Below are 23,021 nucleotides of genomic sequence, written 5' to 3'. Positions count from 1 at the left end.
TGGTTAAGATTAATGAGTACATAAGTTTTTTTAAAATGACTTACACAAACCAAAAATGAGTAATGTAAAACATAATGTGTAAAGCTTTTTATTTCCAGTCCATTGGCTTAATGTGTTACAATGCAAAATACATACTATTGAATTGTTAGAAAAAGACTTGGATTTTGTTTGTGTGAATCGTAGCTTTAATTAGGAGTTTTAACACGTTTTAAGGGGTGAAAGGTTTGTTTAAATTTAATGATGAAAAAGGACAATTAAAATGTTCCTTCTGTGGCAAAACACAGGATCAAGTTCGTAAATTAGTTGCCGGGCCGGGTGTTTATATATGTGATGAATGTATCGAGCTTTGCACAGAAATCGTTGAGGAAGAGCTTGGAACGGAAGAAGAAGTAGAATTTAAAGACGTTCCAAAGCCAAAGGAAATCTGTGAAATTCTTAATGAATATGTCATCGGCCAAGACCAGGCAAAAAAATCACTGTCTGTAGCGGTTTATAATCACTACAAGCGCATCAATTCCAACAGTAAAATTGATGATGTTGAGCTTTCAAAAAGTAATATTTGTATGATTGGACCAACTGGTAGTGGTAAGACTTTATTGGCGCAAACATTGGCTCGTATCTTGAATGTACCATTCGCGATTGCTGATGCTACCTCCCTTACTGAAGCAGGCTATGTTGGGGAAGATGTTGAAAACATTTTATTAAAATTAATTCAAGCTGCTGACTATGATGTGGAAAAAGCAGAAAAAGGGATTATTTATATTGATGAAATTGATAAAATTGCCCGTAAATCAGAAAATCCTTCGATTACAAGAGATGTTTCTGGTGAAGGTGTGCAGCAGGCATTATTAAAAATTCTTGAAGGTACGGTGGCTAGTGTTCCTCCTCAAGGCGGACGGAAACATCCCCATCAAGAGTTTATTCAAATCGATACAACCAATATTTTATTTATCTGTGGTGGAGCATTTGACGGTATTGAGCCGATTATCAAGCGCCGCTTAGGCCAAAAAGTAATTGGCTTTGGCTCTGATTTAAAACAGCCAGAAATTGGACAAAAAGAGCTTCTTTCAAAAGTATTGCCTGAGGACTTACTTCGTTTTGGATTAATTCCAGAATTTATCGGCCGTCTTCCGGTTATCGCTAGCCTTGAACAGTTAGATGAAGTGGCATTGATTGAGATTTTAACAAAGCCGAAAAATGCGCTTGTTAAACAATATCAAAAAATGCTTGAAATCGACGATGTTGAGCTGGAATTTGAAGATGGTGCACTTGTGGAGATTGCTAAAAAGGCGATTGAAAGGAAAACGGGCGCCCGTGGTTTACGTTCGATTATTGAGGGAATCATGTTGGATGTCATGTTTGATCTTCCTTCTCGCGCGGACATCACCAAGTGTATCATTACAAAAGATACAGTTATCGAAAATAGTGTTCCGAAGCTTGTTTTAGAAGATGGAACAGTTATTGCTGAAGAAAAATCCGCTTAAAATGTATGAAACCTAGCTTATAGCTAGGTTTTTTGTTTTTTTATAATATAAGAATTTATAACATTGGACTTCGAGAAATGTCCAGCTCCAGGCGCCATCGGCTAGTGTACTTCGCTCTTCTCCCTACGATAAGTCAACATCGGTTCGCTCCGCTCACCGTGTTTCCTTTATCTCAGTCGAAGCGCTCCATAAGGAATGCTTCGGCAGCATTGGCATCGCACGAAGGAAAAGCGTTAGCTTTTCCGAGGAGGCCATACGCCGATAGGCGGGCGCCTTGCGCTTTTCTTAGTAAATATTTAATTAGCCAATACTACTTAAAAAATAGAAGAATATTTTAAAAAATGGCCAAAACCGATTGTAAAATAGCCCAAATGATAATTAAGGATCCGAACCTTCCTTCCTTGAGAATTAGTTTTTATAGTTATGTGGTTTATTCCGCCAACCTGCAGGAAATACTTATTAATATATATTGATTCTTTAGTTGCAGGAGGGAAATGTATGAGTTGGACGGGGATTGCCTTATTTATACAGCTGTTTTTCGGAATTATCATTGGGCTGTATTTTTGGAATTTGCTGAGGAATCAGCGTACACAAAAAGTGTCCATTGATCGGGAATCCCGGAAGGAAATGGAGCAGCTTCGTAAAATGAGAGCCATTTCATTAACAGAACCATTAGCCGAAAAAGTTCGCCCTACAAGCTTTCTGGATATTGTTGGTCAAGAAGATGGAATAAAATCATTAAAAGCAGCTTTGTGCGGACCAAATCCACAACATGTGATCATTTATGGACCACCTGGGATTGGTAAAACAGCAGCTGCACGACTTGTTTTGGAGGAAGCAAAAAAGAATCAGAAATCACCATTTAAACCGGCAGCTGTTTTTATCGAATTAGATGCCACAACCGCAAGATTTGATGAAAGAGGGATTGCCGACCCATTAATTGGATCTGTCCATGACCCGATTTATCAGGGGGCAGGGGCGATGGGCCAGGCGGGTATCCCGCAGCCAAAACAGGGAGCAGTCACAAATGCTCATGGCGGTGTCCTTTTTATCGATGAAATTGGTGAATTGCATCCGATTCAAATGAACAAGCTGTTAAAAGTATTAGAGGATCGAAAGGTATTCCTCGAAAGTGCCTATTATCATGAGGAAAATAACCAAATCCCGACGCATATTCATGATATATTTAAAAATGGCCTTCCCGCTGATTTCCGCTTAATTGGGGCAACGACGAGAACACCGAGTGAAATTCCTCCAGCCATTCGTTCCCGCTGTATGGAGGTTTTCTTTCGGGATTTAACCCAGGATGAAATTGTGAAAGTGGCAAAAAAAGCGGCTGAAAAAGTAAAACTGCAAATAAATGATACAGGCGTTAATACCTTATCTACATATGCACGAAATGGCCGTGAAACGGTCAATATGATTCAAATCGCTGCTGGCCTTGCGATTACCGAAGACCGCGCATATATCAAAGATGAAGATATCGAGTGGGTGATCCATTCTAGTCAGATGACCCCTCGGATGGAACGAAAAATCAATGATATATCTCATATAGGTCTTGTAAATGGCCTAGCCGTTTATGGACCGAATTCCGGAGCCCTTCTTGAAATTGAAGTGACAGTAATTCCGGCAAAGGAAAAAGGTTCGATTAATATTACTGGAATTGTGGAGGAAGAAAGCATTGGCGGTCAAGGTAAATCGATTCGGCGAAAAAGTATGGCGCGCGGTTCGATTGAAAATGTGATTACCGTTTTACGATCGATGGGCGTACCAGCGAACGACTATGACATCCATGTTAATTTTCCAGGTGGGGTTCCAATTGATGGTCCTTCAGCGGGAATCGCCATGGCGACAGGGATTTACTCCGCTATATACAAAATTCCGGTTGATAACACGGTTGCGATGACGGGCGAAATTAGTATTCATGGAAATGTGAAACCAATCGGCGGCGTCTATCCAAAAGTAAAGGCTGCTCGGAAGGCAGGAGTGCAAACAGTCATTATTCCAGAAGAAAATATGCAAACCATTTTAAATGAAATCGATGGAATTCATATTGTTCCAGTAACCCATCTTCATGAGGTATTTGAAATTGCGCTTGTCAATGCCTTTGGCAAAACGGAAGCTATTCCAGCTTCGATAGTGCTTTCCAAAAAAGAAACGATTTAATAGTGAACTTCGGTTTTTGGTTCAGCTGCCAAACCGAAGTCTTTTTTTTGCGTAATTTTTAAAAAGAAATATTTGCAAAGATTTGCTGGGAGAAAATTTAGTTCAAATGGAGAAAATAAAGTTATATTGATAAAGGGATATTCTAAAAATAGACACTGAAAAATAAATAAGATAGAATTGTACAAAGACTATTCTGCATTCGCAGTAGAAAAAATTGGATTTGCATGTGGAGGTGCAGTATTTTGGCGAAAAAGAACGAATTGATCGTACCCCTCCTGCCGCTTCGGGGATTGCTTGTCTATCCGACGATGGTGCTTCATTTAGATGTTGGTCGGGAACGATCCGTACAGGCACTCGAAAAAGCAATGGTAGAAGACCATTTAATATTCTTAACCACTCAAAAGGACGTCTCCGTTGATGAGCCTTCTGAAGAGGACTTATACAAGCTTGGAACGTTAACAAAGGTAAAGCAAATGCTGAAACTGCCAAACGGAACGATTCGCGTATTGGTAGAAGGATTAAATAGAGCGGAAATTGTTTCTTTTTTTGATGAAGAAGATTATTATTCCGTAAACATTGTCACCTTTGATGACCCAGATACTAAAGATGTCGAAGACCAGGCCTTGATGAGAACGATGCTCGATTATTTCGAACAATACATAAAATTATCAAAAAAAATCTCAGCAGAAACGTATGCCGCTGTTTCTGATATAGAGGAACCTGGTAGAATGGCGGATATTATTGCTTCCCATTTACCCATCAAGCTGAAGGAAAAACAAGATATACTTGAAACAATTGATATTAAACAAAGGGTAAACCGTGTTATTGACACGATCCATAACGAAAAAGAAGTTCTAAATCTAGAAAAAAAGATTGGCCAGCGTGTTAAGCGCTCCATGGAAAGAACACAAAAAGAGTATTACCTTCGCGAGCAAATGAAGGCAATTCAGAAGGAATTAGGCGATAAAGAAGGTAAAACAGGCGAAATCGCCGAACTAACAAAAAAAGTAGAGCAGGCCGGAATGCCTGAACATGCACTTAAAGCAGCACTGAAGGAGCTGGACCGCTATGAAAAGGTTCCAACTAGTTCCGCTGAAAGTGCCGTCATTCGTAACTATATTGATTGGTTGATTTCCATCCCTTGGTCAAAAAAGACGGAGGATGATATTGATATTAATCGTGCAGAAAAAATCCTAAATCAGGATCATTACGGACTCGAAAAAGTAAAGGAACGGGTACTCGAATATTTAGCTGTTCAGAAGTTGACCAATTCCTTAAAAGGTCCGATTCTTTGTCTTGCCGGACCTCCAGGTGTTGGAAAAACAAGTCTTGCTCGTTCAATTGCCACTTCGCTTAATCGTAATTTTGTCCGGGTATCCCTTGGTGGTGTTCGTGATGAATCGGAAATTCGCGGGCATCGAAGAACCTATGTTGGGGCCATGCCAGGCCGAATCATTCAAGGGATGAAAAAAGCTGGGACGATTAACCCGGTATTTTTATTAGATGAAATCGATAAAATGTCGAGTGATTTCCGCGGCGATCCATCCAGCGCAATGCTTGAAGTATTGGACCCGGAACAAAACCATAATTTTAGTGATCATTATATAGAAGAAACCTATGATTTATCAAAAGTCATGTTCATTGCAACCGCCAATAATCTATCAACGATCCCGGCACCGCTGCTTGATAGAATGGAAATCATCACAATCGCCGGTTATACAGAACTAGAAAAAGTTCATATTTGCCGCGATCATTTACTGCCAAAGCAGATTAAAGAAAATGGTCTTTCAAAAGGAATTCTTCAAGTGCGTGATGAGGCGATTTTAAAAGTCGTCCGCTATTACACACGTGAAGCCGGTGTACGAAGCCTGGAACGTCAGATGGCAACTATTTGCCGGAAAACAGCGAAAATCATTGTATCTGGCGAGAAAAAACGCGTTATCGTTACTGAAAAGAGCGTTGAGGAATTTTTAGGAAAAACAAGATTCCACTATGGAATGGCGGAGACTGAAGATCAGGTTGGGGTTGCAACAGGTTTAGCCTATACAACTGTGGGCGGCGACACCCTGCAAATCGAGGTATCCCTATCACCTGGTAAAGGTAAGCTCGTCCTTACCGGTAAGCTTGGGGACGTAATGAAAGAGTCAGCACAGGCCGCGTTTAGCTATATTCGTTCCAAAACAAAGGAACTGGGCATCGAAGAAGACTTCCATGAAAAATATGACATCCATATCCATGTTCCCGAGGGTGCTGTTCCAAAGGATGGACCATCAGCAGGTATCACCATGGCAACAGCGCTTGTATCGGCCTTGACGGGCAGACCAATCCGTCGCGAGGTAGGAATGACAGGAGAGATTACATTACGTGGTAGAGTGCTTCCAATTGGCGGTTTAAAAGAGAAAACACTTAGTGCTCATCGTGCAGGTCTGACTAAAGTTATTCTTCCAAAGGATAATGAAAAGGATATTGATGACATTCCAGAAAGTGTCCGCAATGAATTGGAATTTGTACCGGTATCCCATTTGGATGAAGTTTTAAAGCATGCGCTTTTAGAAGGTGGAGTAGAATGAAGGTAGTAAGTTCAGATATTGTCATTAGTGCCGTTAAACCAGAACAGTACCCGGAAACGACCCTGCCGGAATTTGCGCTGGCAGGCCGTTCAAATGTCGGTAAGTCATCTTTTATCAATAAGATGCTTAACCGTAAGGGTTTGGCAAGGATTTCATCAAAGCCAGGAAAAACGCAAACATTAAACTTCTTTCTCATTAATGAGATTCTTCACTTTGTTGATGTCCCGGGGTATGGGTATGCCAAGGTTTCAAAGTCGGAGCGGGCTGCATGGGGGAAAATGATTGAAACCTATTTTACAACTAGGGAGCAATTACGGGCAGCAGTCTTGATTGTGGACTTGCGTCACCCTCCAACCTCAGACGATGTGATGATGTATGACTTTTTAAAGCATTACGACATTCCCTGCATTATCATCGCAACAAAGGCAGATAAAATCCCTAGAGGGAAATGGCAAAAGCATTTAAAGGTAACGCGTGAAACGTTAGATCTCGATAAAAATGACCATATTGTTTTATTCTCTTCGGAAACAGGCGAAGGAAAAGATCATGCTTGGGCTATTTTAGAGAGCTATATGTAAAAAAAGCCCGGCGCTGAAGCGCCAGGCTTTTTTCCGTATTAAGAGGTTGTAAAAAACTGATGGAAGTTTCACTATTATTTTTTCTTTTTTAGTAGAAAATAAATACCAACAACTATGAGAAGAGCGGGCCAGAATTTCCAGACAAAACTCATTCCATTTTGCAGCAAGCCAAAATATCCAGCAATTTTATCATAAAAGAGCAGTAAAACGGCTAGAATGAGAAAGAGGAACGATTGAAACATGCCTGTACTGGTCTTTTGAAAGCGAAGAAAAAATCCAATTGAAATAATCAAGATTAACATGCCAATATGGTTAGTCGGCCAGAACGACACGTGGCCAGCAAGATAGAGATGAAGACCAAATCCAGCCATGATGACCCCAGGAAGAATGGCCTCGTAATCCTTCGCCATATATCCTTGCCCTAAAAAGGCTGCGCCAACAATGATAATTAAGGTCGGCCAGGTCGAAATTTGTTGAAAAAAAGAAACTCCTGTTTGCTGTAATAAAAAGTATGCTCCGAAACCGATAAGAATGATACCAGGGAAAATACGTTGATTTTTCAATACAATACACCGCTTCCAGTAAGGTTCACTTGAATCTAGTCTGCTTTTTTGATACTGTACATAGGGAAGATTATAAAAAAAAACTGTCCTATTCAATTTCTAATATTAACACAATAGTTTCGTTTTCTGTTCACATTTTTCGAGGAAAAGTCGAAATTACTCATGATATAATTTTACTAGTTGAAACCGTATTAATTATTGGGGGTGTCCTTAACAAATGCATATATTAGTGATCGGTCTTAACTATAAAACTGCCCCTGTAGAAATCCGTGAGCGTTTGACATTTAATGAAACCGATCTTGCGGATGCCATTAAAAAGTTAAACACCAAAAAAAGCATCCTAGAAAATATCATCTTATCCACTTGTAATCGAACGGAAATTTATGCGGTTGTCGATCAATTACATACAGGCCGCTATTATATGAAAGAATTTCTGTCCGAATGGTTCGGAATGGAGCAGCTGGAGTTTTCTCCATATTTATTTGTTTATGAAGACGATGGTGCGGTAGAACATTTATTTAATGTAACTTGTGGACTTAACTCCATGGTTTTAGGGGAAACGCAAATACTTGGACAGGTTCGGACGAGCTTTATGTCCGCTCAAGCTGAGGAAACGACTGGTTCCGTGTTTAACCACTTGTTTAAACAGGCGATTACCCTGGCAAAACGCGCGCACTCAGAAACAGAGATTGGTGCAAATGCTGTTTCTGTTAGCTATGCAGCGGTGGAATTGGCAAAGAAAATTTTCGGTTCCCTTGCTAACAAACATGTGTTAATTTTTGGCGCAGGAAAAATGGGTGAGTTAGCAGCACAAAACCTGCATGGTAACGGTGTGAAAAAGGTAACTGTCATTAACCGGACGTATGATAAAGCGAAGGTGCTTGCAAACCGTTTTAATGGTGAGGCCAGAACACTACAGGAGTTAGAGAAATCACTTGTGGAAGCAGATATTCTCATTAGCTCGACTGGTGCCAAGGACTTTGTCATTTCAAAAGAAACGATGGCTAGTGTAGAAAAAAAGCGGAAGGGTAAGCCATTATTTATGGTTGATATTGCCGTACCGCGTGATTTAGATCCGAGAATTGCTGAACTTGAAAACATCTTTTTATATGATATCGACGATTTAGAAGGTATTGTGCAAGCTAACCTAAAAGAGCGCAAGAAAGCGGCTGAAAAAATCATGTTAATGATTGAAAAAGAAATCGTTGACTTCAAACAGTGGCTTGGGATGCTTGGCGTGGTTCCTGTTATTTCCGCGCTTAGGGAAAAAGCTTTAGCCATCCAAGCGGAAACAATGGATAGCTTGGAGAGAAAGCTACCGAATTTATCTAATCGCGATATAAAAGTGCTTAATAAACATACAAAGAGCATCATCAACCAGCTTTTAAAAGATCCGATTTTACAGGCGAAAGAATTGGCTGCAAGACCTGACGCCGATCAGGCGATGGATTTATTTATGAAAATTTTTAATATTGAAGAGCTTGCACGGGAACAACATTCGAAAGCAGCCGAATCCAATAATATGCCGGTTCATGAACCGTTGGCTTCCTTTCAGTCATAAGGGGTAAACTTTTATGTACAACATCTTTATGACAAGGCTTCATGAATTCACAGTTGTTCTATATGCCTTCAGTGTACTGCTCTATTTTTTTGATTTTATTCACCATAACCGGAAGGCAAACCGCATTGCCTTCTGGTTACTTGCGTTTGTATGGATTTTGCAGACGGTTTTCCTTTTTTTCTATATGATAAAAACAGGTAGGTTCCCTGTACTGACTATCTTTGAGGGGCTCTATTTTTATGCTTGGGTATTAGTCACATTGTCACTTGTTATAAATCGGTTACTAAGAGTGGATTTTATCGTATTTTTCACGAATATACTTGGCTTTATTGTTATGGCGATTCATACATTTGCCCCGATGCAATACCATTCCCATATCATGGCCAAACAACTTGTTTCAGAACTGTTGTTGATTCATATTACGATGGCGATTCTCTCTTACGGGGCATTTTCCTTGTCATTTGTTTTTTCAACGCTGTACCTGCTTCAGTACGATTTATTAAAAAGAAAAAAATGGGGAACAAGACTTATCCGGCTCGCAGATTTAGATAAACTGGAAAAATCATCCTACATATTAGCGGTTATCGGCGTTCCAATGCTGCTACTGAGCCTCATATTGGGCTTGCAGTGGGCATTTATAAAGGTTCCAGGAATGCCTTGGTACGATATGAAAATTATTGGCTCATTTCTGTTACTTACAGCATACAGCCTTTTATTATATCTACGGATTGTGAAGAATGTATCTGGAAGAAAATTAGCCATCTGGAATTCAGCTTCTTTTTTAATCGTAATCATTAACTTTTTCTTATTTGGTCAATTATCATCTTTTCATTTATGGTATGCATAGGAAAAGCGTAAGCGCCCGGTCAGCGACGTATGGACGGGGCCCACTCCGACTGAGATAAAGGAAACACGGAGAGCGAAGCGATTCGATGTTGACTTATCGTAGGGAGGAGTGGGATGTCCACTAGTCGCTGGGCGCTGAAGCTGGACAATTCTCAAAGTCGAATGATATAGATTTTTGTATTATAAAAAAGTAGGAGGCAGTCATGAGAAAAATTATCGTAGGCTCTAGACGAAGTAAGTTAGCGTTAACACAAACAAATTGGGTGATTGAACAGCTTAAGAAGCTTGATCCATCTTTCGAGTTTGAAGTAAAAGAAATCGTTACTAAAGGGGATAAAATCCTCGACGTTACTCTTTCAAAGGTTGGCGGTAAAGGTTTATTTGTAAAGGAAATTGAGCAGGCCATGCTTGATAAAGAGATTGATATGGCTGTTCATAGTATGAAGGATATGCCGGCTGTATTGCCTGAAGGTCTCACTATCGGCTGTATTCCTTTTCGTGAAGACCACCGTGATGCCCTTATTTCCAGAGGTCATGTAAAGTTAAAGGATTTAAAGCCAGGTGCAATTATTGGCACAAGCAGCCTGCGCCGCAGTTCACAGCTGTTGGTTGAACGCCCAGATTTAGAGATTAAATGGATCCGTGGCAATGTCGATACTAGATTAGCAAAATTAGAAACTGAAGAATACGATGCCATCATTTTAGCTGCCGCCGGCCTTTCCCGCCTTGGCTGGGCAACGGACGTAGTGACAGAATTTATTGATGCAGATATTTGTGTTCCTGCAGTGGGTCAAGGGGCATTATCGATTGAATGCCGCGAAGACGATAAGGAACTTCTTGAACTGTTTGAAAAATTCACCTGCAAGAAGACGGAAAGAGCTGTCCGTGCTGAACGCGCTTTCCTGCAAAAAATGGAGGGCGGATGCCAGGTGCCGATTGCTGGATTCGCTTATATAGCTGAAAATGATGAGATTGTTTTAAATGTATTAGTGGCTTCACCTGAAGGTCATGAGGTCTTTAAAGAAGAACTAAGAGGACAAAATCCAGAAGAACTTGGTATTCATGCTGCTGATTTATTAATTAAAAAGGGAGCTAAGGACCTGATTGAAAAGGTAAAACGGGAGCTCGAGGGTCAATGCTAAAATCCTCACCCCTGCTTGATAAAAAAGTTCTTGTTCCAAGAGGTAAAGATCAAGCGAAAACATTCTCTCAACTAGTCGAAAGGTACGGAGGGATTCCGGTTGAAATCCCTCTGATTGCCTTTCGTCCGATTGAAAGAAATGAACGCCTTCATGATTCGCTGAAGGTCCTTAATACATATGACTGGATTATTTTTACAAGCAATGTCACAGTTGAAACCTTCTTTTCTTTTTTTGAAAGAGTTGGTCTGGATTTTCCTAAAATTGCTGTGATTGGCAAAAAGACTGATGAGGTCTTGCGAGAAAAAGGTCTTCGTGCAGAGTTTGTACCATCGGCATATGTAGCCGAAGCGTTTGTCGAGGAGTTTTTACCCTATATCAATAAAGGATCGCGGGTATTGCTCCCGAAAGGAAATCTAGCCCGGGAATATATCGCCACCGCGTTGACGGAAGTGGGGGCTGAGGTTGATGAGGTCGTCATTTACGAAACGTACATGCCGGAAGAGAGCCGTGTGAAGCTTGCGGGCATGTTGGCAGATAACCAGCTTGATATTCTAACGTTTACAAGCCCTTCAACGGTTGATCATTTCATGGATGTTGTGAAGGAATGTGGTCTGGAAGAGCAGTTGAAAGGCTGTGTCATTGGCTGTATCGGGCCGGTGACTGAGAAAAAATTAATTGCTTACGGATTAACAGTCCATGCTTCTCCAGTGGAGTACACCGTGAAGGAAATGATTAAATGCACGATTGCTTATCTTGATAACAATCATGTTTAATTTGATTTCCGCCAGTAAAGCGGAGCTATCCGCCAGTATAAACCAAGCTAACTAATAAAGTTTAAATTTTTGGAGGTAAAAATATGGAACTACAATTCTCACGTCATCGCCGCTTACGTTCAAGTGCTAATATGCGTGCACTTGTGAGAGAAAATCATTTAAAAGCAGAAGACTTCATTTATCCGCTATTTATCTATGAAGGGGAAAACATTCGCAATGAAGTATCGTCCATGCCTGGTGTATTCCAAGTATCGATGGACCATCTTCAAGCTGAAATGGATGATATTGTTGCACACGGCATTAAATCCGTCCTACTGTTCGGCATCCCGAAAACGAAAGATGCATGTGGAGAGCAGGCCTATCATGACCATGGTATCGTCCAAGTAGCCACCCGTTATATTAAAGAAAACTACCCGGACATCATTGTTGTGGCTGATACTTGCTTATGCGAATATACAGACCACGGACACTGTGGAGTTGTAGAAGGCGAAAAAATTTTAAATGACCAATCATTAGAATTGCTCGTAAAAACAGCTGTGGCCCAGGCTAAAGCTGGAGCGGACATTATTGCTCCCTCTAACATGATGGACGGCTTTGTGGCTGCCATTCGTTCTGGTTTGGATGAAGCTGGTTTTACCGAAGTTCCAATCATGTCTTATGCCGTTAAATACGCTTCTGCATTCTATGGACCTTTCCGTGAGGCAGCGGAGGGGGCGCCGCAATTTGGTGATCGTAAGACGTATCAAATGGACCCGGCTAACCGGATGGAAGCATTTAGGGAAGCGGAATCAGATGTTGCAGAAGGTGCAGACTTTTTAATCATCAAACCAGGGATGCCATACCTTGATATTGTTCGTGATGTAAAAAACAATTTTAACTTGCCTGTTGTCGTTTACAATGTAAGTGGTGAATATGCAATGGTGAAAGCGGCAGCTGCTAATGGCTGGATTGACGAGAAAAACACCGTCCTTGAAATGTTAATCGGTATGAAACGAGCAGGTGCAGATCTCATCATTACTTATGCCGCAAAAGATGCGATTCGCTGGTTAAAGGAAGACCAATAAACATTTTTTGAAAAGAGGGAATAGAATGCGTTCGTATACAAAATCGATTGAAGCATTTAAAGAAGCCCAAAATCTAATGCCAGGCGGTGTTAACAGCCCGGTTCGTGCCTTTAAATCTGTTGCTATGAGCCCAATTTTTATGGAAAGAGGCAAGGGGTCAAAAATCTATGATATCGATGGCAATGAATATATTGATTACGTCCTTTCATGGGGACCGCTAATTCTTGGTCACTCCAACGACCGTGTGGTGGAGGCGCTGAAAAAAACAGCAGAGCAAGGAACAAGCTTTGGGGCGCCAACATTATTAGAAAACAAAGTAGCACAGCTTGTGATTGAACGCGTACCGTCAATTGAAGTAATAAGAATGGTCAATTCAGGAACTGAAGCAACCATGAGTGCACTTCGTTTAGCCCGCGGCTATACTGGCCGTAATAAGATTTTGAAATTCGAAGGCTGCTACCATGGTCATGGTGATTCGTTATTAATTAAGGCCGGCTCAGGTGTTGCTACACTTGGTTTGCCTGACAGCCCTGGAGTGCCAGAAGGGGTTGCATCTAATACAATTACAGTACCTTACAATGACCTTGAGAGTGTAAAATATGCTTTTGAACAATTCGGCCAAGATATTGCTTGTATCATCGTAGAGCCAGTTGCTGGTAACATGGGTCTTGTCCCACCGCTACCAGGATTCTTAGAAGGTCTTCGCGAGGTTACTTCGGCAAATGGTTCATTGCTGATTTTTGATGAAGTCATGACCGGCTTCCGCGTAGGTTACAATTGTGCGCAAGGCTATTTCAATGTAACACCTGATATTACATGTCTTGGAAAAGTAATTGGGGGCGGTCTTCCTGTTGGTGCATACGGTGGTAAAGCGGAAATCATGCAGCAAATCGCTCCAAGTGGCCCCATCTATCAAGCAGGAACATTGTCTGGAAACCCACTTGCAATGACTGCAGGTTTAGAAACACTAAGTCAATTAACTCCAGAGCATTACGAGGAGTTTATTCGTAAAGGAGACATGCTTCAAAAAGGTTTTGAAGCAGCTGCTGAAAAATACGATATTCCCATTACCTTTAACCGTGCTGGTTCAATGATTGGCTTCTTCTTTACCAATGAAAATGTCATTAACTATGAAAAAGCTAAAACATCGAACTTGGAATTCTTTGCAGCCTATTATCGGGAGATGGCTAACCAAGGGGTATTCCTACCGCCTTCACAGTTTGAAGGGCTATTCCTATCAACGGAGCATTCTGATGAGGATATTGAAAAAACCATTCAAGCAGCAGAGGTTGCTTTTTCAAAATTAAAATAAATAAAAAAGCGCACTCATGTACTACCATTGAGTGTGTTTTTTTTGTTTATTTTTAGAGTACATATTGTCAAAAAGTATTTCTTGTTAAAAATTACATTTTGCTATAAAATACCGGGGATATGAAATTTTTCTTGAATGAGAAGAGAAAGTTGAGTGAACGGCTATATGAAAGGGAAACACCTCGTTGTATTCTTATTAGCTGCTATTCTTATTTTTTATATGGGTGGATGTGAAAATCCTTTCTCCCAAAATATAGAAAGTGCAAACAAACATAGTAATAAAAAAAGAGAAAAAAAAACGACTGAAAAAAATGAACTTAATGCAAAGGAAGAATTGCAGAAAAATGAACATGAGAGGGTGGCACTTGCTCAAAAGAATGAGGAAATGTTACAGCAGAAAATTAGAGACTATTTAAATACTAATAGCTTAAGCGGTACGATAGCTGTTGTAAGAGGTAAACATATACTTTTTAACGAGGGTGTAGGCTATACAAATATAGAGAAAAAGGTATTAAATACTCCTTCAACCACCTATCCAATAGGATCAATTACTAAGATTTTCGTTTCAACAAGTATAATGATGCTTCAAGAACGGAAGAAATTAACTATTCAAGATCCAGTGTCAAAGTATATTTCTAATTTTCCAAATGGAGATAAAATAAAATTGTATCATTTATTAACACATACTTCGGGTATCCGGTCACCACATTGGCAGAAAAATGATAAAACGCCGTTAGATTTAATTCAGGAAATTGCAAAAGGATCTGTAAAATTCCAGCCTGGTGAAAAATGGGACTATCTCGACGCAAACTATATGGTTCTTGGCTATATTGTGGAAAAAGTTACTGGAACATCACTTCATGAATTTATTCAGGAGAACATTTTTGATAAGGTTCCCCTAAAGGAAACAGGATTTTTTACACATGAAAATCCTGAACCATATACATCTAAAAGCTATGTGAAGAAAGATGATAAAATAGAAAAAACAAATTCCTTGAACCCCTACCTCCTATTTGGGTGTGGGGATATTTATACAACCGCTTATGATTTAGCCCAATTTGATCAAGCCTTGCTAAGTGGTAAACTTGTTTCAAAAAATAGTCTTGAACAAATGACTACTCCATCAGCCGCACAACCCAAGTATGCACTTGGTATCTATAATGATTATGATAGAAATTATTATTTCAGTATCGGGGTTTTAGGTGGATGGTATTCGATGCATGGATATTATAAAGATAACAATCATACACAAATTGTAATCCTAATGAATTCAAGAACAAAAACTACCGAAATAGGAAGTATTATGAAAAATATTTATCGAATTATCATGGATTCACCGTTATCTTCACAAACCGACCTTGCACATTCATAATGGTATCGATTTCATTGTGGCACCTGAAACCCGCAGAATAAAGCCCAACTTCCTAGGGTTTCAGGCCCTAATCCGCAATCCCCTCGCCAAATCCACAACTCCCATCTCAATTCGCCATCTTACTTCGACCCCAGAATAAAGGTAGCAATCTAATTCTTTTCACGCCTCAAGCGCTTTTTTATCATAAATGAAAAAATCCCCTCATAAAGTGTAAGTGACATAGTGATTTTGCGTGAAGGAAACGAAAGGAGGAGTCGCTTTGTCCCAGGAGAATCAATCGTGTCTGCGATTTTCCTTGGAGGAGTCCTTGTGGTTTAGAAAAGGACAGGAAGTCGAAGAGCTTGTTTCGATTTCCCTAGACCCGGACATTACCATCCAGGAAAACGATCAGTACGTAACCATACGTGGTTCGCTAGAGCTCACCGGCGAATATAAAAGTTACGAAGCTGCCGATGAAGGCAAGGATGAAGGCTTTACCTCGCAAAAATTTGTAGAAAGAGTGGCGGCACTTGATGAAGGAAACTGTGAATTTTCACATCGTTTCCCCGTCGATATCACCATCCCGAATAATCGGATTCAAAGCATTTACGATATTGATGTCCTCGTTGAATCCTTTGATTATTCCCTACCAGAGCGCAGCTGCTTGAAGCTCTCTGCAGAACTAACCATCAGTGGTCTTTATGGAATCGAACAACAACAGGAGCTAGAACAAACACCAGAGTATGAGGTACTTCACCGTACCGAAGAAGAAGCTGCAGAGGAAGAAGTAGAAGTTGAGCAAGAAGTCGTTCCCAGCAGCCATGAAGATAACTTCCTGTTTGAAGTTGAGGCAAGAAAACAGCAAGAGGAAGAAAGTGTGGAAGTATTACCGAAATTCCCAACCTTCAACTATCAACCGCAAGTGGAGTATGAAGAAGAAGACTACGAGCCTGCATGGGACCTCCAAGAGGCTAGAAGTGAGAGCAGTCAACCAATTGAAATGGAGCATAAAGTAGTACTTGAAGAAGAATCGGTCCCAAATCCACATTTTGAAGAAGAGGTAACGATTTTAGAAGAGAGTTCATCCTCTTCTGATGATGTGATAAAAAAGGTAAAGAAAAAGCTATCTGGGAAAAAGAAGAGCATGACGTTGACAGAGTTTTTTGCCCGCAAGGATGAAAGTTCTGCTCATGCGAAATTGAAGGTTTGTATCGTGCAAAAAGGTGATACTCTCGATGGAGTTGCCGAGCGTTATGATGTAACAGTTCCAAATCTCCTCCGCGTGAATAATCTTGAACTCAATCAAGACATTTATGAAGGGCAAGTATTATACATCCCTGCAACATTTGCAAAAAAATAATAGTTCAAAAAGAAGCTGAGCGGGTTTCTTTAACCAGCTCAGCTTCGTTTAGATACAGTTTTTCTTTTTTGAAAGAGAGATGAGTTTTCATGAATGACTCCAATCGATTAGAAGCCATCGCCCCAATTTTAAAGAATTATCTTGTCGAGCCCTACTTTGTTGAAGATATCGGTATTGTCCAAAAAGTATATTCAAATAAAGGAACCTTTGCCTTAAAAAAAATTGATCCAACAATAGGGACCGATTTCGTCCGTCATGTTCATCTTCTCTACCAAAAAGGGTTTAACCGGATTGTTCCGATTTACCCTACAATGGACGGCAGGTATGCAGTTTTATACGATAACAACCTTTACTATCTAATGCCATGGATGCCAAATGATCAAAAGGAAGATCGCGAGCACAAAAACCAACAGCTGTTCCGGGAATTAGCGAGGCTTCACACTCTTTCTGCCAAAGAAATTACGGTAAACAATGAAGAACGAACAGAGCATTATGAAAAGACAATTCAACAACTGGAAAAACAGCAGGAATTCCTTGATGGCTTCGCTGATGAATGTGAAAGAAAGACGTATATGTCCCCGTTCGAATTGTTATTTTGCCTGTATTACAATGAAATTAGCCAGGCGCTAAAGTTTTCGAAAACAAAATTTGAAGAATGGTATGAGAGCACGAAGGAAGCTGAGAAGGCGCGAATGGTGATCATTCACGGGAAATTATCATCCGAGCATTTTCTGTATGATGACAGGGGATACGGTTTTTTTATCAATTTTGAAAATGCCCGTTATGGTTCACCGATTCATGATCTCCTGCCCTATATTTCACGAGCCCTCGATACGAATCCGAAGCGAAATGACACGACTATTGAATGGATGTATCATTACTTTAAATACTTTCCGTTTAAAGAAGATGAGAAATTGTTGTTCTACAGTTATTTAGCTCTACCAATCCCCATCATCAAGACGACAGAAAAATATTATCGAAAGCAGAGCCCCAAAAATGAATTAAAATTTGTGAGACAGCTGCAGCACCGCTATTGGCATCTGAAAAATTCCGAGTATACCGTGATGAGAATGACGGAAATTGAAGCCCAGCAACGGCAGAAAAAAGAAGGAGCCCAGCAGCAGCTTGATTAACTGCAACAAGGGCTCCTTATATAATTTCAAAATAGATGGAAACGGCGATGGCGATAAAAAAGGATAATAATAATACATCAAAAACGGTTGGAAAAAAGATTGTTCGTAGGAATTGAAAAATAATAAATGGTACAATAAATTGTCCGCAAAATCTCCGAATCGTTCTAAACCAGGGTCGGTGTTTGTATTTTTGAAAATTCCCCCTCACCCGAAAAACCTCCTCATTCAACTTCGACATCTACCTATATATATTCTAAATATTTGTAAATTCCCCTTAAAACTTACATATAGTATAAAATAAAAGAAATTTGGTCATCATGATTGACGTCTAACCCTTTTTTTCGGTAGTATAACAATATAATTTAAAAAATAAGCAAAGACAGGGAAGAGTATGATGCTAAGCTTACTTAAAGAGAGGGAAATTATTAGCTGGAAAATTTCCTAAGAGGCACATCAGAAGGTCGCCCAAGAGCTTCTTCTGCGAACGGATCCAGTGATCCTAGTAATGGAAGACGGATGAAATCCGTTATCCTAGTTAAGAGCCAATCATTTTTGTTGATTGGAAAAAAGGTGGTACCGCGAAGCAAACTCCATTCGTCCTTTTATGACGATTGGGGTTTTTTGTTTTTCTGTGGAAAAGGGGCGGTGCGCCGCAAAAACGAAGCGCTTTATCTAATCGTAGAGTAAAAATATACATTATTCACTATGAATTAGATGTGGCTAAGCTTTGCTCACACCGCCTTTATTATGTTGGTGTACAGCTCATATTCAAATCTCTTTCCAAGATTAGGTTTTGAGCACAATAAAAGGAGGAATTTTAGATGGAAACAAAGGAAATAACGATGCCAACTAAATACGACCCGCAATCGATTGAAAAAGGTCGTTATGATTGGTGGTTACAAGGGAAGTTTTTTGAAGCAAAAGATGATGAGAGCAAGCAGCCGTATACAATCGTGATTCCACCGCCAAATGTTACTGGAAAACTTCATATAGGTCATGCTTGGGACACAACCCTGCAAGATATTATCACCCGGATGAAGCGAATGCAGGGCTTTGATGTTCTTTGGCTGCCAGGAATGGACCACGCCGGAATCGCTACCCAATCAAAGGTGGAAGGAAAACTGCGAAGTGAAGGTAAAAGCCGCTACGACCTTGGTAGGGAAAAATTCGTCGAGGAAACATGGAAGTGGAAGGAAGAATATGCCGCTCATATTCGCCAGCAATGGGCAAAACTAGGCTTAGGCTTAGATTATAGCCGTGAGCGTTTCACTCTTGATGAAGGCTTATCTGATGCGGTTCGTGAAGTATTTGTTACCCTTTATAAAAAAGGCCTCATTTACCGCGGGGAATACATTATTAACTGGGATCCGTCCACGAAAACTGCCTTATCTGATATCGAAGTTATTTATAAAGATATTCAAGGTGCGTTTTATCATATGAAATATCCATTGGCAGACGGCTCTGGACAGATTGAAATTGCGACAACTCGTCCAGAAACGATGCTTGGGGATACAGCTGTTGCGGTTCATCCGGAAGACGACCGTTACAAGCACTTAATTGGTAAAACTGTTATTCTGCCAATCGTTGGCCGTGAAATTCCGATTGTTGGCGATGATTATGTTGATATGGAATTCGGCTCTGGTGCGGTAAAAATTACCCCGGCCCATGACCCGAACGATTTTGAAGTCGGCAATCGTCACAATCTTCAACGCGTTCTTGTTATGAATGAAGACGGCTCAATGAATGAAAAGGCTGGCAAGTATCAAGGCCTTGACCGCTTCGAGTGTCGCAAGCAAATTGTTAAGGACCTACAAGAACTAGGCATTCTTTTCAAAATTGAAGACCATATGCATTCCGTGGGCCACTCTGAACGGAGCGGCGCGGTTGTGGAACCATACCTTTCAACACAATGGTTTGTTAAAATGCAGCCGCTCGCTGATGAAGCCATTGCCTTGCAGGATAAAGAAAATAAAGTAAATTTTGTTCCTGATCGGTTTGAAAAAACATACTTGCGCTGGATGGAAAATATCCGTGACTGGTGTATTTCAAGACAGCTTTGGTGGGGACATCGAATTCCTGCCTGGTACCACAAAGAAACAGGCGAGGTATACGTTGATCACGAGCCACCTGCTGACCTAGAAAATTGGGAACAGGACAAAGATGTTTTAGATACATGGTTTAGTTCCGCTCTTTGGCCGTTCTCCACAATGGGCTGGCCTGACACGGAAGCAGCTGATTATAAGCGTTACTTCCCTATAAGTACACTTGTTACGGGCTATGACATCATTTTCTTCTGGGTATCGAGAATGATTTTCCAAAGCCTTGAGTTTACAGGTGAGCGTCCATTTAAAGATGTTCTCATCCACGGCCTCGTTCGTGATGAGCAAGGACGGAAAATGAGTAAATCGCTTGGCAATGGTGTCGACCCAATGGATGTCATTGATAAATATGGTGCCGATGCCTTAAGGTACTTCCTATCGACAGGTAGTTCACCTGGCCAGGATTTACGCTATAGTACGGAAAAGGTTGAAGCTACCTGGAATTTTGCCAATAAAATTTGGAATGCCTCCCGGTTTGCGTTAATGAATATGGACGGCCTGACTTACGAGGATATTGATTTTAGCGGAGAAAAGTCAGTTGCCGATAAGTGGATTTTAACGCGTTTAAATGAAACGATTGAACAAGTGACGAAGCTTTCAGAGCGCTATGAATTTGGGGAAGTTGGCCGTGCGCTTTACAATTTTATCTGGGATGATTTCTGTGATTGGTATATTGAAATGGCGAAGCTGCCGCTTTATGGAGAAGACGAAGCAGCTAAGAAAACGACTCGTTCGATTCTAGCCTACGTGTTAGACCAAACGATGCGCTTACTTCATCCGTTCATGCCATTTATCACCGAGGAAATTTGGCAGAACCTCCCTCATAGTGGCGAATCGATTACCGAAGCAAAATGGCCGGAGGTTAGACATGAGCTTTCCGATGACGAAGCCGAACAAGAAATGAAGCTTCTCATGGAAATGATTCGGTCTGTACGAAACATTCGTGCCGAAGTAAACACGCCGATGAGCAAGAAAGTCAAAATGCTCGTTAAAGCAAAGGATGAAAAGGTTCTAAAGGCGATTGAGAACAACCGTAGCTATATTGAACGCTTCTGTAACCCGGAGGAACTGCAAATGGGTACAGACATTCAATCTCCTGAAAAAGCAATGACGGCTGTTATTTCAGGCTTGGAAATCATTCTTCCACTTGAAGACTTGATTAACATTGACGAAGAAATTGCTCGTCTTGAAAAAGAATGGGACCGATTAAATAAAGAAGTAGACAGAGTTAAGAAGAAATTAGGCAATGAAGGCTTTATGAAAAAAGCACCAGAAAGTGTTGTTGCTGAAGAACGTGGCAAGGAAAAGGATTATCTCGAAAAAAGAAGCATTGTCGAAGCACGGATTAACGAATTAAAAGGTTAAACAGTTAGGTGAGGCGAATCCGGCAAAGGATTCGTCTCGCCTATTAATTCGCGTTGAGAAAATAATCAAAATCCTGTCTGAAAGATGCAATTTTGCTGTAAATGCCAATTTATCTGCGGTTTTTAGTCATAAATCAGCGAATCCGCACAGTTTATCAGCGAATTTTTGATATTATCAGCGAATCTCTTTTATCAGCGAATCAAATAATAAATCTTTTTTTAGAAGAAAATATTAAAAAATCAAGTCAAAACAGATGGGGTGTAACGGATGTTTACTGCATATAAAGAAGCCCTTGACTGGATTCATGCAAGGTTAAGACTGGGAATTAAACCAGGTTTAAAACGGATGGAATGGATGATGGATAGGCTTGACCATCCGGAAGCAAAAATAAAAACGGTCCATATCGGCGGAACAAATGGAAAAGGTTCAACGGTTACTTTTCTCCGTTCGATACTCGAGTCCGCAGGATATACGGTCGGCACCTTTACCTCTCCTTATATTGAGCAATTTAACGAACGGATTAGTGTGAACGGGAAACCGATTACTGATGATGAACTTCTAAAGCTAGCCAATGTCATTCGTCCATTAGCGGATGAGTTAGAGGAAACAGAGCTTGGCGGCCCTACTGAATTCGAAGTTATTACTGCTATGGCCTTCTATTATTTTGCAAATAATAGCAAGGTGGACTTGGTAATTTTTGAGGTGGGGTTAGGTGGACGATTTGATTCCACTAATATTATTCATCCATTAACTTCTATCATTACAAACATTGGCCTTGATCACACGAATATCCTTGGGAATTCATATGAGGAAATTGCTTTTGAAAAAGCTGGAATCATTAAAGAAAACACGCCCGTTTTTACAGCTGTCAAACATCCTGGTGCCAGTAATGTGATTGAAGAACAGGCAGCGAAAAGAAAAGCGCCCTTTTATCGCTTAAACGAGGCGTTTTCGATTAGCTCACACGAGTCACTTGATACTGGTGAGATTTTTACTTTACATACTGTATCACAAACTATGGAAAAGCTTGAAATCAGTATGATTGGCCAGCATCAAACTGAGAATGCAGCACTTGCTGTCAGTGCAGCGCAATTTTTAAATCAAGAGAGCTTGTTCAACATTACGGACGAAGCAATCCAAGCAGGGTTAAAAAAGGCATATTGGCCGGGAAGATTTGAGATTCTCTCTGAAAATCCGCTCGTTATTATTGACGGGGCCCATAATGATGAAGGAATAACAGCCTTAGTCCATGAATTAGCTTCCCGATATTCTGACCGTTCTATCCAGATTGTGTTTGCTGCTTTAAAGGATAAAAAGCTCGACAAAATGATTGCTAACCTCGATAAAATCGCTGATCAAATTTCGTTTGTCAGCTTTGATTTTCCACGTGCTGCCGCAGCAGAAGATTTATTGAAAATCAGTCAATCATCGAACAAATTGGCTGTCGACAGCTGGGAATCCTATCTTTTAGAGGAGATTCAAAACCTGGATGCAAAAGAGATGTTAGTGATTACGGGTTCTCTCTATTTTATTTCGGAAGTCAAACCGCATTTATCCCGTATTATCAAGCAGGACGATCCCCACATCAGTGTAAAGAGAAACTAATAAAGTAAAGGTAATGGGAATCCAACTACCTGTTAACAACTAACCATCAG

17 protein-coding genes and 1 other annotated feature are annotated in these 23,021 nt (G+C 40.5%); of the genes, 15 read left to right on the top strand and 2 right to left on the bottom strand.

The features are described 5' to 3' along the window. The first annotated feature begins 224 nt into the window (after positions 1–224). The 4 genes from clpX to yihA all read left to right on the top strand — a co-directional run bounded on the left by clpX (position 225) and on the right by yihA (position 6,798). The gene (clpX, locus tag RTR43_RS08310) at positions 225–1,484 is read left to right on the top strand and encodes an ATP-dependent protease ATP-binding subunit ClpX (RefSeq protein WP_312471035.1); all 1,260 of its coding nucleotides are present in this window, start codon (positions 225–227) and stop codon (positions 1,482–1,484) included. Positions 1,485–1,982: 498 nt separating this feature from the next. After that, positions 1,983–3,650 carry an ATP-dependent protease LonB gene (lonB, locus tag RTR43_RS08305; RefSeq protein ID WP_312471033.1) on the top strand — a complete coding sequence of 556 codons (1,668 nt, stop codon included), beginning with the start codon at positions 1,983–1,985 and terminating at the stop codon, positions 3,648–3,650. Between the two features lie 242 nt (positions 3,651–3,892). Then, positions 3,893–6,220 carry an endopeptidase La gene (lon, locus tag RTR43_RS08300; RefSeq protein WP_312471032.1) on the top strand — a complete coding sequence of 776 codons (2,328 nt, stop codon included), beginning with the start codon at positions 3,893–3,895 and terminating at the stop codon, positions 6,218–6,220. Further along, the gene (yihA, locus tag RTR43_RS08295) at positions 6,217–6,798 is read left to right on the top strand and encodes a ribosome biogenesis GTP-binding protein YihA/YsxC (protein WP_312471031.1); all 582 of its coding nucleotides are present in this window, start codon (positions 6,217–6,219) and stop codon (positions 6,796–6,798) included. Before lon ends, yihA begins: the two co-directional genes overlap by 4 nt. A 74-nt stretch (positions 6,799–6,872) precedes the next feature. Here the strand turns inward: yihA and RTR43_RS08290 are convergent, their stop codons facing one another. Next, positions 6,873–7,361, bottom strand: a complete 489-nt coding sequence (locus tag RTR43_RS08290) for a LiaI-LiaF-like domain-containing protein (protein ID WP_312471029.1) — start codon at positions 7,359–7,361, stop codon at positions 6,873–6,875. Positions 7,362–7,578: 217 nt separating this feature from the next. On the opposite strand from RTR43_RS08290, the gene hemA reads away from it, so the two are divergent. The 9 genes from hemA (at position 7,579) to ysxE (ending at position 17,902) form a co-directional block, all read left to right on the top strand. Further along, complete coding sequence (hemA, locus tag RTR43_RS08285; RefSeq protein ID WP_312471027.1) at positions 7,579–8,922, top strand: glutamyl-tRNA reductase; 1,344 nt, start codon at positions 7,579–7,581, stop codon at positions 8,920–8,922. A 13-nt stretch (positions 8,923–8,935) separates the two neighbouring features. Further along, positions 8,936–9,769 carry a cytochrome c biogenesis protein CcsA gene (ccsA, locus tag RTR43_RS08280; RefSeq protein ID WP_312471025.1) on the top strand — a complete coding sequence of 278 codons (834 nt, stop codon included), beginning with the start codon at positions 8,936–8,938 and terminating at the stop codon, positions 9,767–9,769. Positions 9,770–9,971: 202 nt separating this feature from the next. Beyond that, positions 9,972–10,910, top strand: a complete 939-nt coding sequence (hemC, locus tag RTR43_RS08275; protein ID WP_312471024.1) for a hydroxymethylbilane synthase — start codon at positions 9,972–9,974, stop codon at positions 10,908–10,910. Then, positions 10,904–11,683 carry a uroporphyrinogen-III synthase gene (locus RTR43_RS08270; protein ID WP_312471023.1) on the top strand — a complete coding sequence of 260 codons (780 nt, stop codon included), beginning with the start codon at positions 10,904–10,906 and terminating at the stop codon, positions 11,681–11,683. Before hemC ends, RTR43_RS08270 begins: the two co-directional genes overlap by 7 nt. A gap of 83 nt (positions 11,684–11,766) precedes the next feature. Beyond that, positions 11,767–12,747 carry a porphobilinogen synthase gene (gene hemB / locus RTR43_RS08265; protein ID WP_312471021.1) on the top strand — a complete coding sequence of 327 codons (981 nt, stop codon included), beginning with the start codon at positions 11,767–11,769 and terminating at the stop codon, positions 12,745–12,747. Between the two features lie 25 nt (positions 12,748–12,772). Continuing rightward, on the top strand, positions 12,773–14,059 hold the full coding sequence (gene hemL, locus RTR43_RS08260) for a glutamate-1-semialdehyde 2,1-aminomutase (protein WP_312471019.1): 1,287 nt from the start codon (positions 12,773–12,775) through the stop codon (positions 14,057–14,059). 153 nt (positions 14,060–14,212) lie between these two features. Next, positions 14,213–15,430, top strand: coding sequence for a serine hydrolase domain-containing protein (locus tag RTR43_RS08255; RefSeq protein ID WP_312471018.1), 1,218 nt, complete (start codon positions 14,213–14,215; stop codon positions 15,428–15,430). Positions 15,431–15,689: 259 nt separating this feature from the next. Beyond that, entirely contained in the window at positions 15,690–16,769 is a 1,080-nt protein-coding gene (spoVID, locus tag RTR43_RS08250; RefSeq protein WP_483870153.1) for a stage VI sporulation protein D, read from the top strand. Positions 16,770–16,858: 89 nt separating this feature from the next. Continuing rightward, on the top strand, positions 16,859–17,902 hold the full coding sequence (gene ysxE, locus RTR43_RS08245; protein ID WP_312471013.1) for a spore coat protein YsxE: 1,044 nt from the start codon (positions 16,859–16,861) through the stop codon (positions 17,900–17,902). Between the two features lie 16 nt (positions 17,903–17,918). On the opposite strand, the gene RTR43_RS08240 is transcribed toward ysxE, so the two are convergent. Further along, on the bottom strand, positions 17,919–18,110 hold the full coding sequence (locus RTR43_RS08240) for a hypothetical protein (RefSeq protein WP_312471011.1): 192 nt from the start codon (positions 18,108–18,110) through the stop codon (positions 17,919–17,921). Positions 18,111–18,269: 159 nt separating this feature from the next. Then, positions 18,270–18,507, top strand: a binding site (T-box leader). A gap of 216 nt (positions 18,508–18,723) precedes the next feature. On the opposite strand from RTR43_RS08240, the gene RTR43_RS08235 reads away from it, so the two are divergent. Together RTR43_RS08235 and RTR43_RS08230 are read left to right on the top strand one after the other, a co-directional pair. Beyond that, positions 18,724–21,366, top strand: coding sequence for a valine--tRNA ligase (locus RTR43_RS08235; RefSeq protein WP_312471009.1), 2,643 nt, complete (start codon positions 18,724–18,726; stop codon positions 21,364–21,366). Between the two features lie 267 nt (positions 21,367–21,633). Continuing rightward, complete coding sequence (locus RTR43_RS08230; RefSeq protein ID WP_312471007.1) at positions 21,634–22,971, top strand: bifunctional folylpolyglutamate synthase/dihydrofolate synthase; 1,338 nt, start codon at positions 21,634–21,636, stop codon at positions 22,969–22,971. Positions 22,972–23,021: the final 50 nt, after the last annotated feature.

The sequence above is a fragment of the Neobacillus sp. genome (assembly GCF_031988165.1).
Taxonomy (GTDB): Bacteria; Bacillota; Bacilli; order Bacillales; family Cytobacillaceae; genus Neobacillus; species Neobacillus rhizosphaerae.
The sequence above is the reverse complement of the archived record's forward strand: the minus strand, read 5'-3'. Positions and strand labels throughout refer to the sequence as shown.

Excerpts from the sequence above, each read along its gene's own strand:
- hemB (WP_312471021.1), top strand. The coding sequence starts at position 11,767 with ATGGAACTACAATTCTCACGTCATCGCCGCTTACGTTCAAGTGCTAAT.
- lonB (WP_312471033.1), top strand. The coding sequence starts at position 1,983 with ATGAGTTGGACGGGGATTGCCTTATTTATACAGCTGTTTTTCGGAATT.
- hemL (WP_312471019.1), top strand. The coding sequence starts at position 12,773 with ATGCGTTCGTATACAAAATCGATTGAAGCATTTAAAGAAGCCCAAAAT.
- hemC (WP_312471024.1), top strand. The coding sequence starts at position 9,972 with ATGAGAAAAATTATCGTAGGCTCTAGACGAAGTAAGTTAGCGTTAACA.
- hemA (WP_312471027.1), top strand. The coding sequence starts at position 7,579 with ATGCATATATTAGTGATCGGTCTTAACTATAAAACTGCCCCTGTAGAA.
- ccsA (WP_312471025.1), top strand. The coding sequence starts at position 8,936 with ATGTACAACATCTTTATGACAAGGCTTCATGAATTCACAGTTGTTCTA.
- RTR43_RS08270 (WP_312471023.1), top strand. The coding sequence starts at position 10,904 with ATGCTAAAATCCTCACCCCTGCTTGATAAAAAAGTTCTTGTTCCAAGA.
- RTR43_RS08230 (WP_312471007.1), top strand. The coding sequence starts at position 21,634 with ATGTTTACTGCATATAAAGAAGCCCTTGACTGGATTCATGCAAGGTTA.
- yihA (WP_312471031.1), top strand. The coding sequence starts at position 6,217 with ATGAAGGTAGTAAGTTCAGATATTGTCATTAGTGCCGTTAAACCAGAA.
- ysxE (WP_312471013.1), top strand. The coding sequence starts at position 16,859 with ATGAATGACTCCAATCGATTAGAAGCCATCGCCCCAATTTTAAAGAAT.
- RTR43_RS08235 (WP_312471009.1), top strand. The coding sequence starts at position 18,724 with ATGGAAACAAAGGAAATAACGATGCCAACTAAATACGACCCGCAATCG.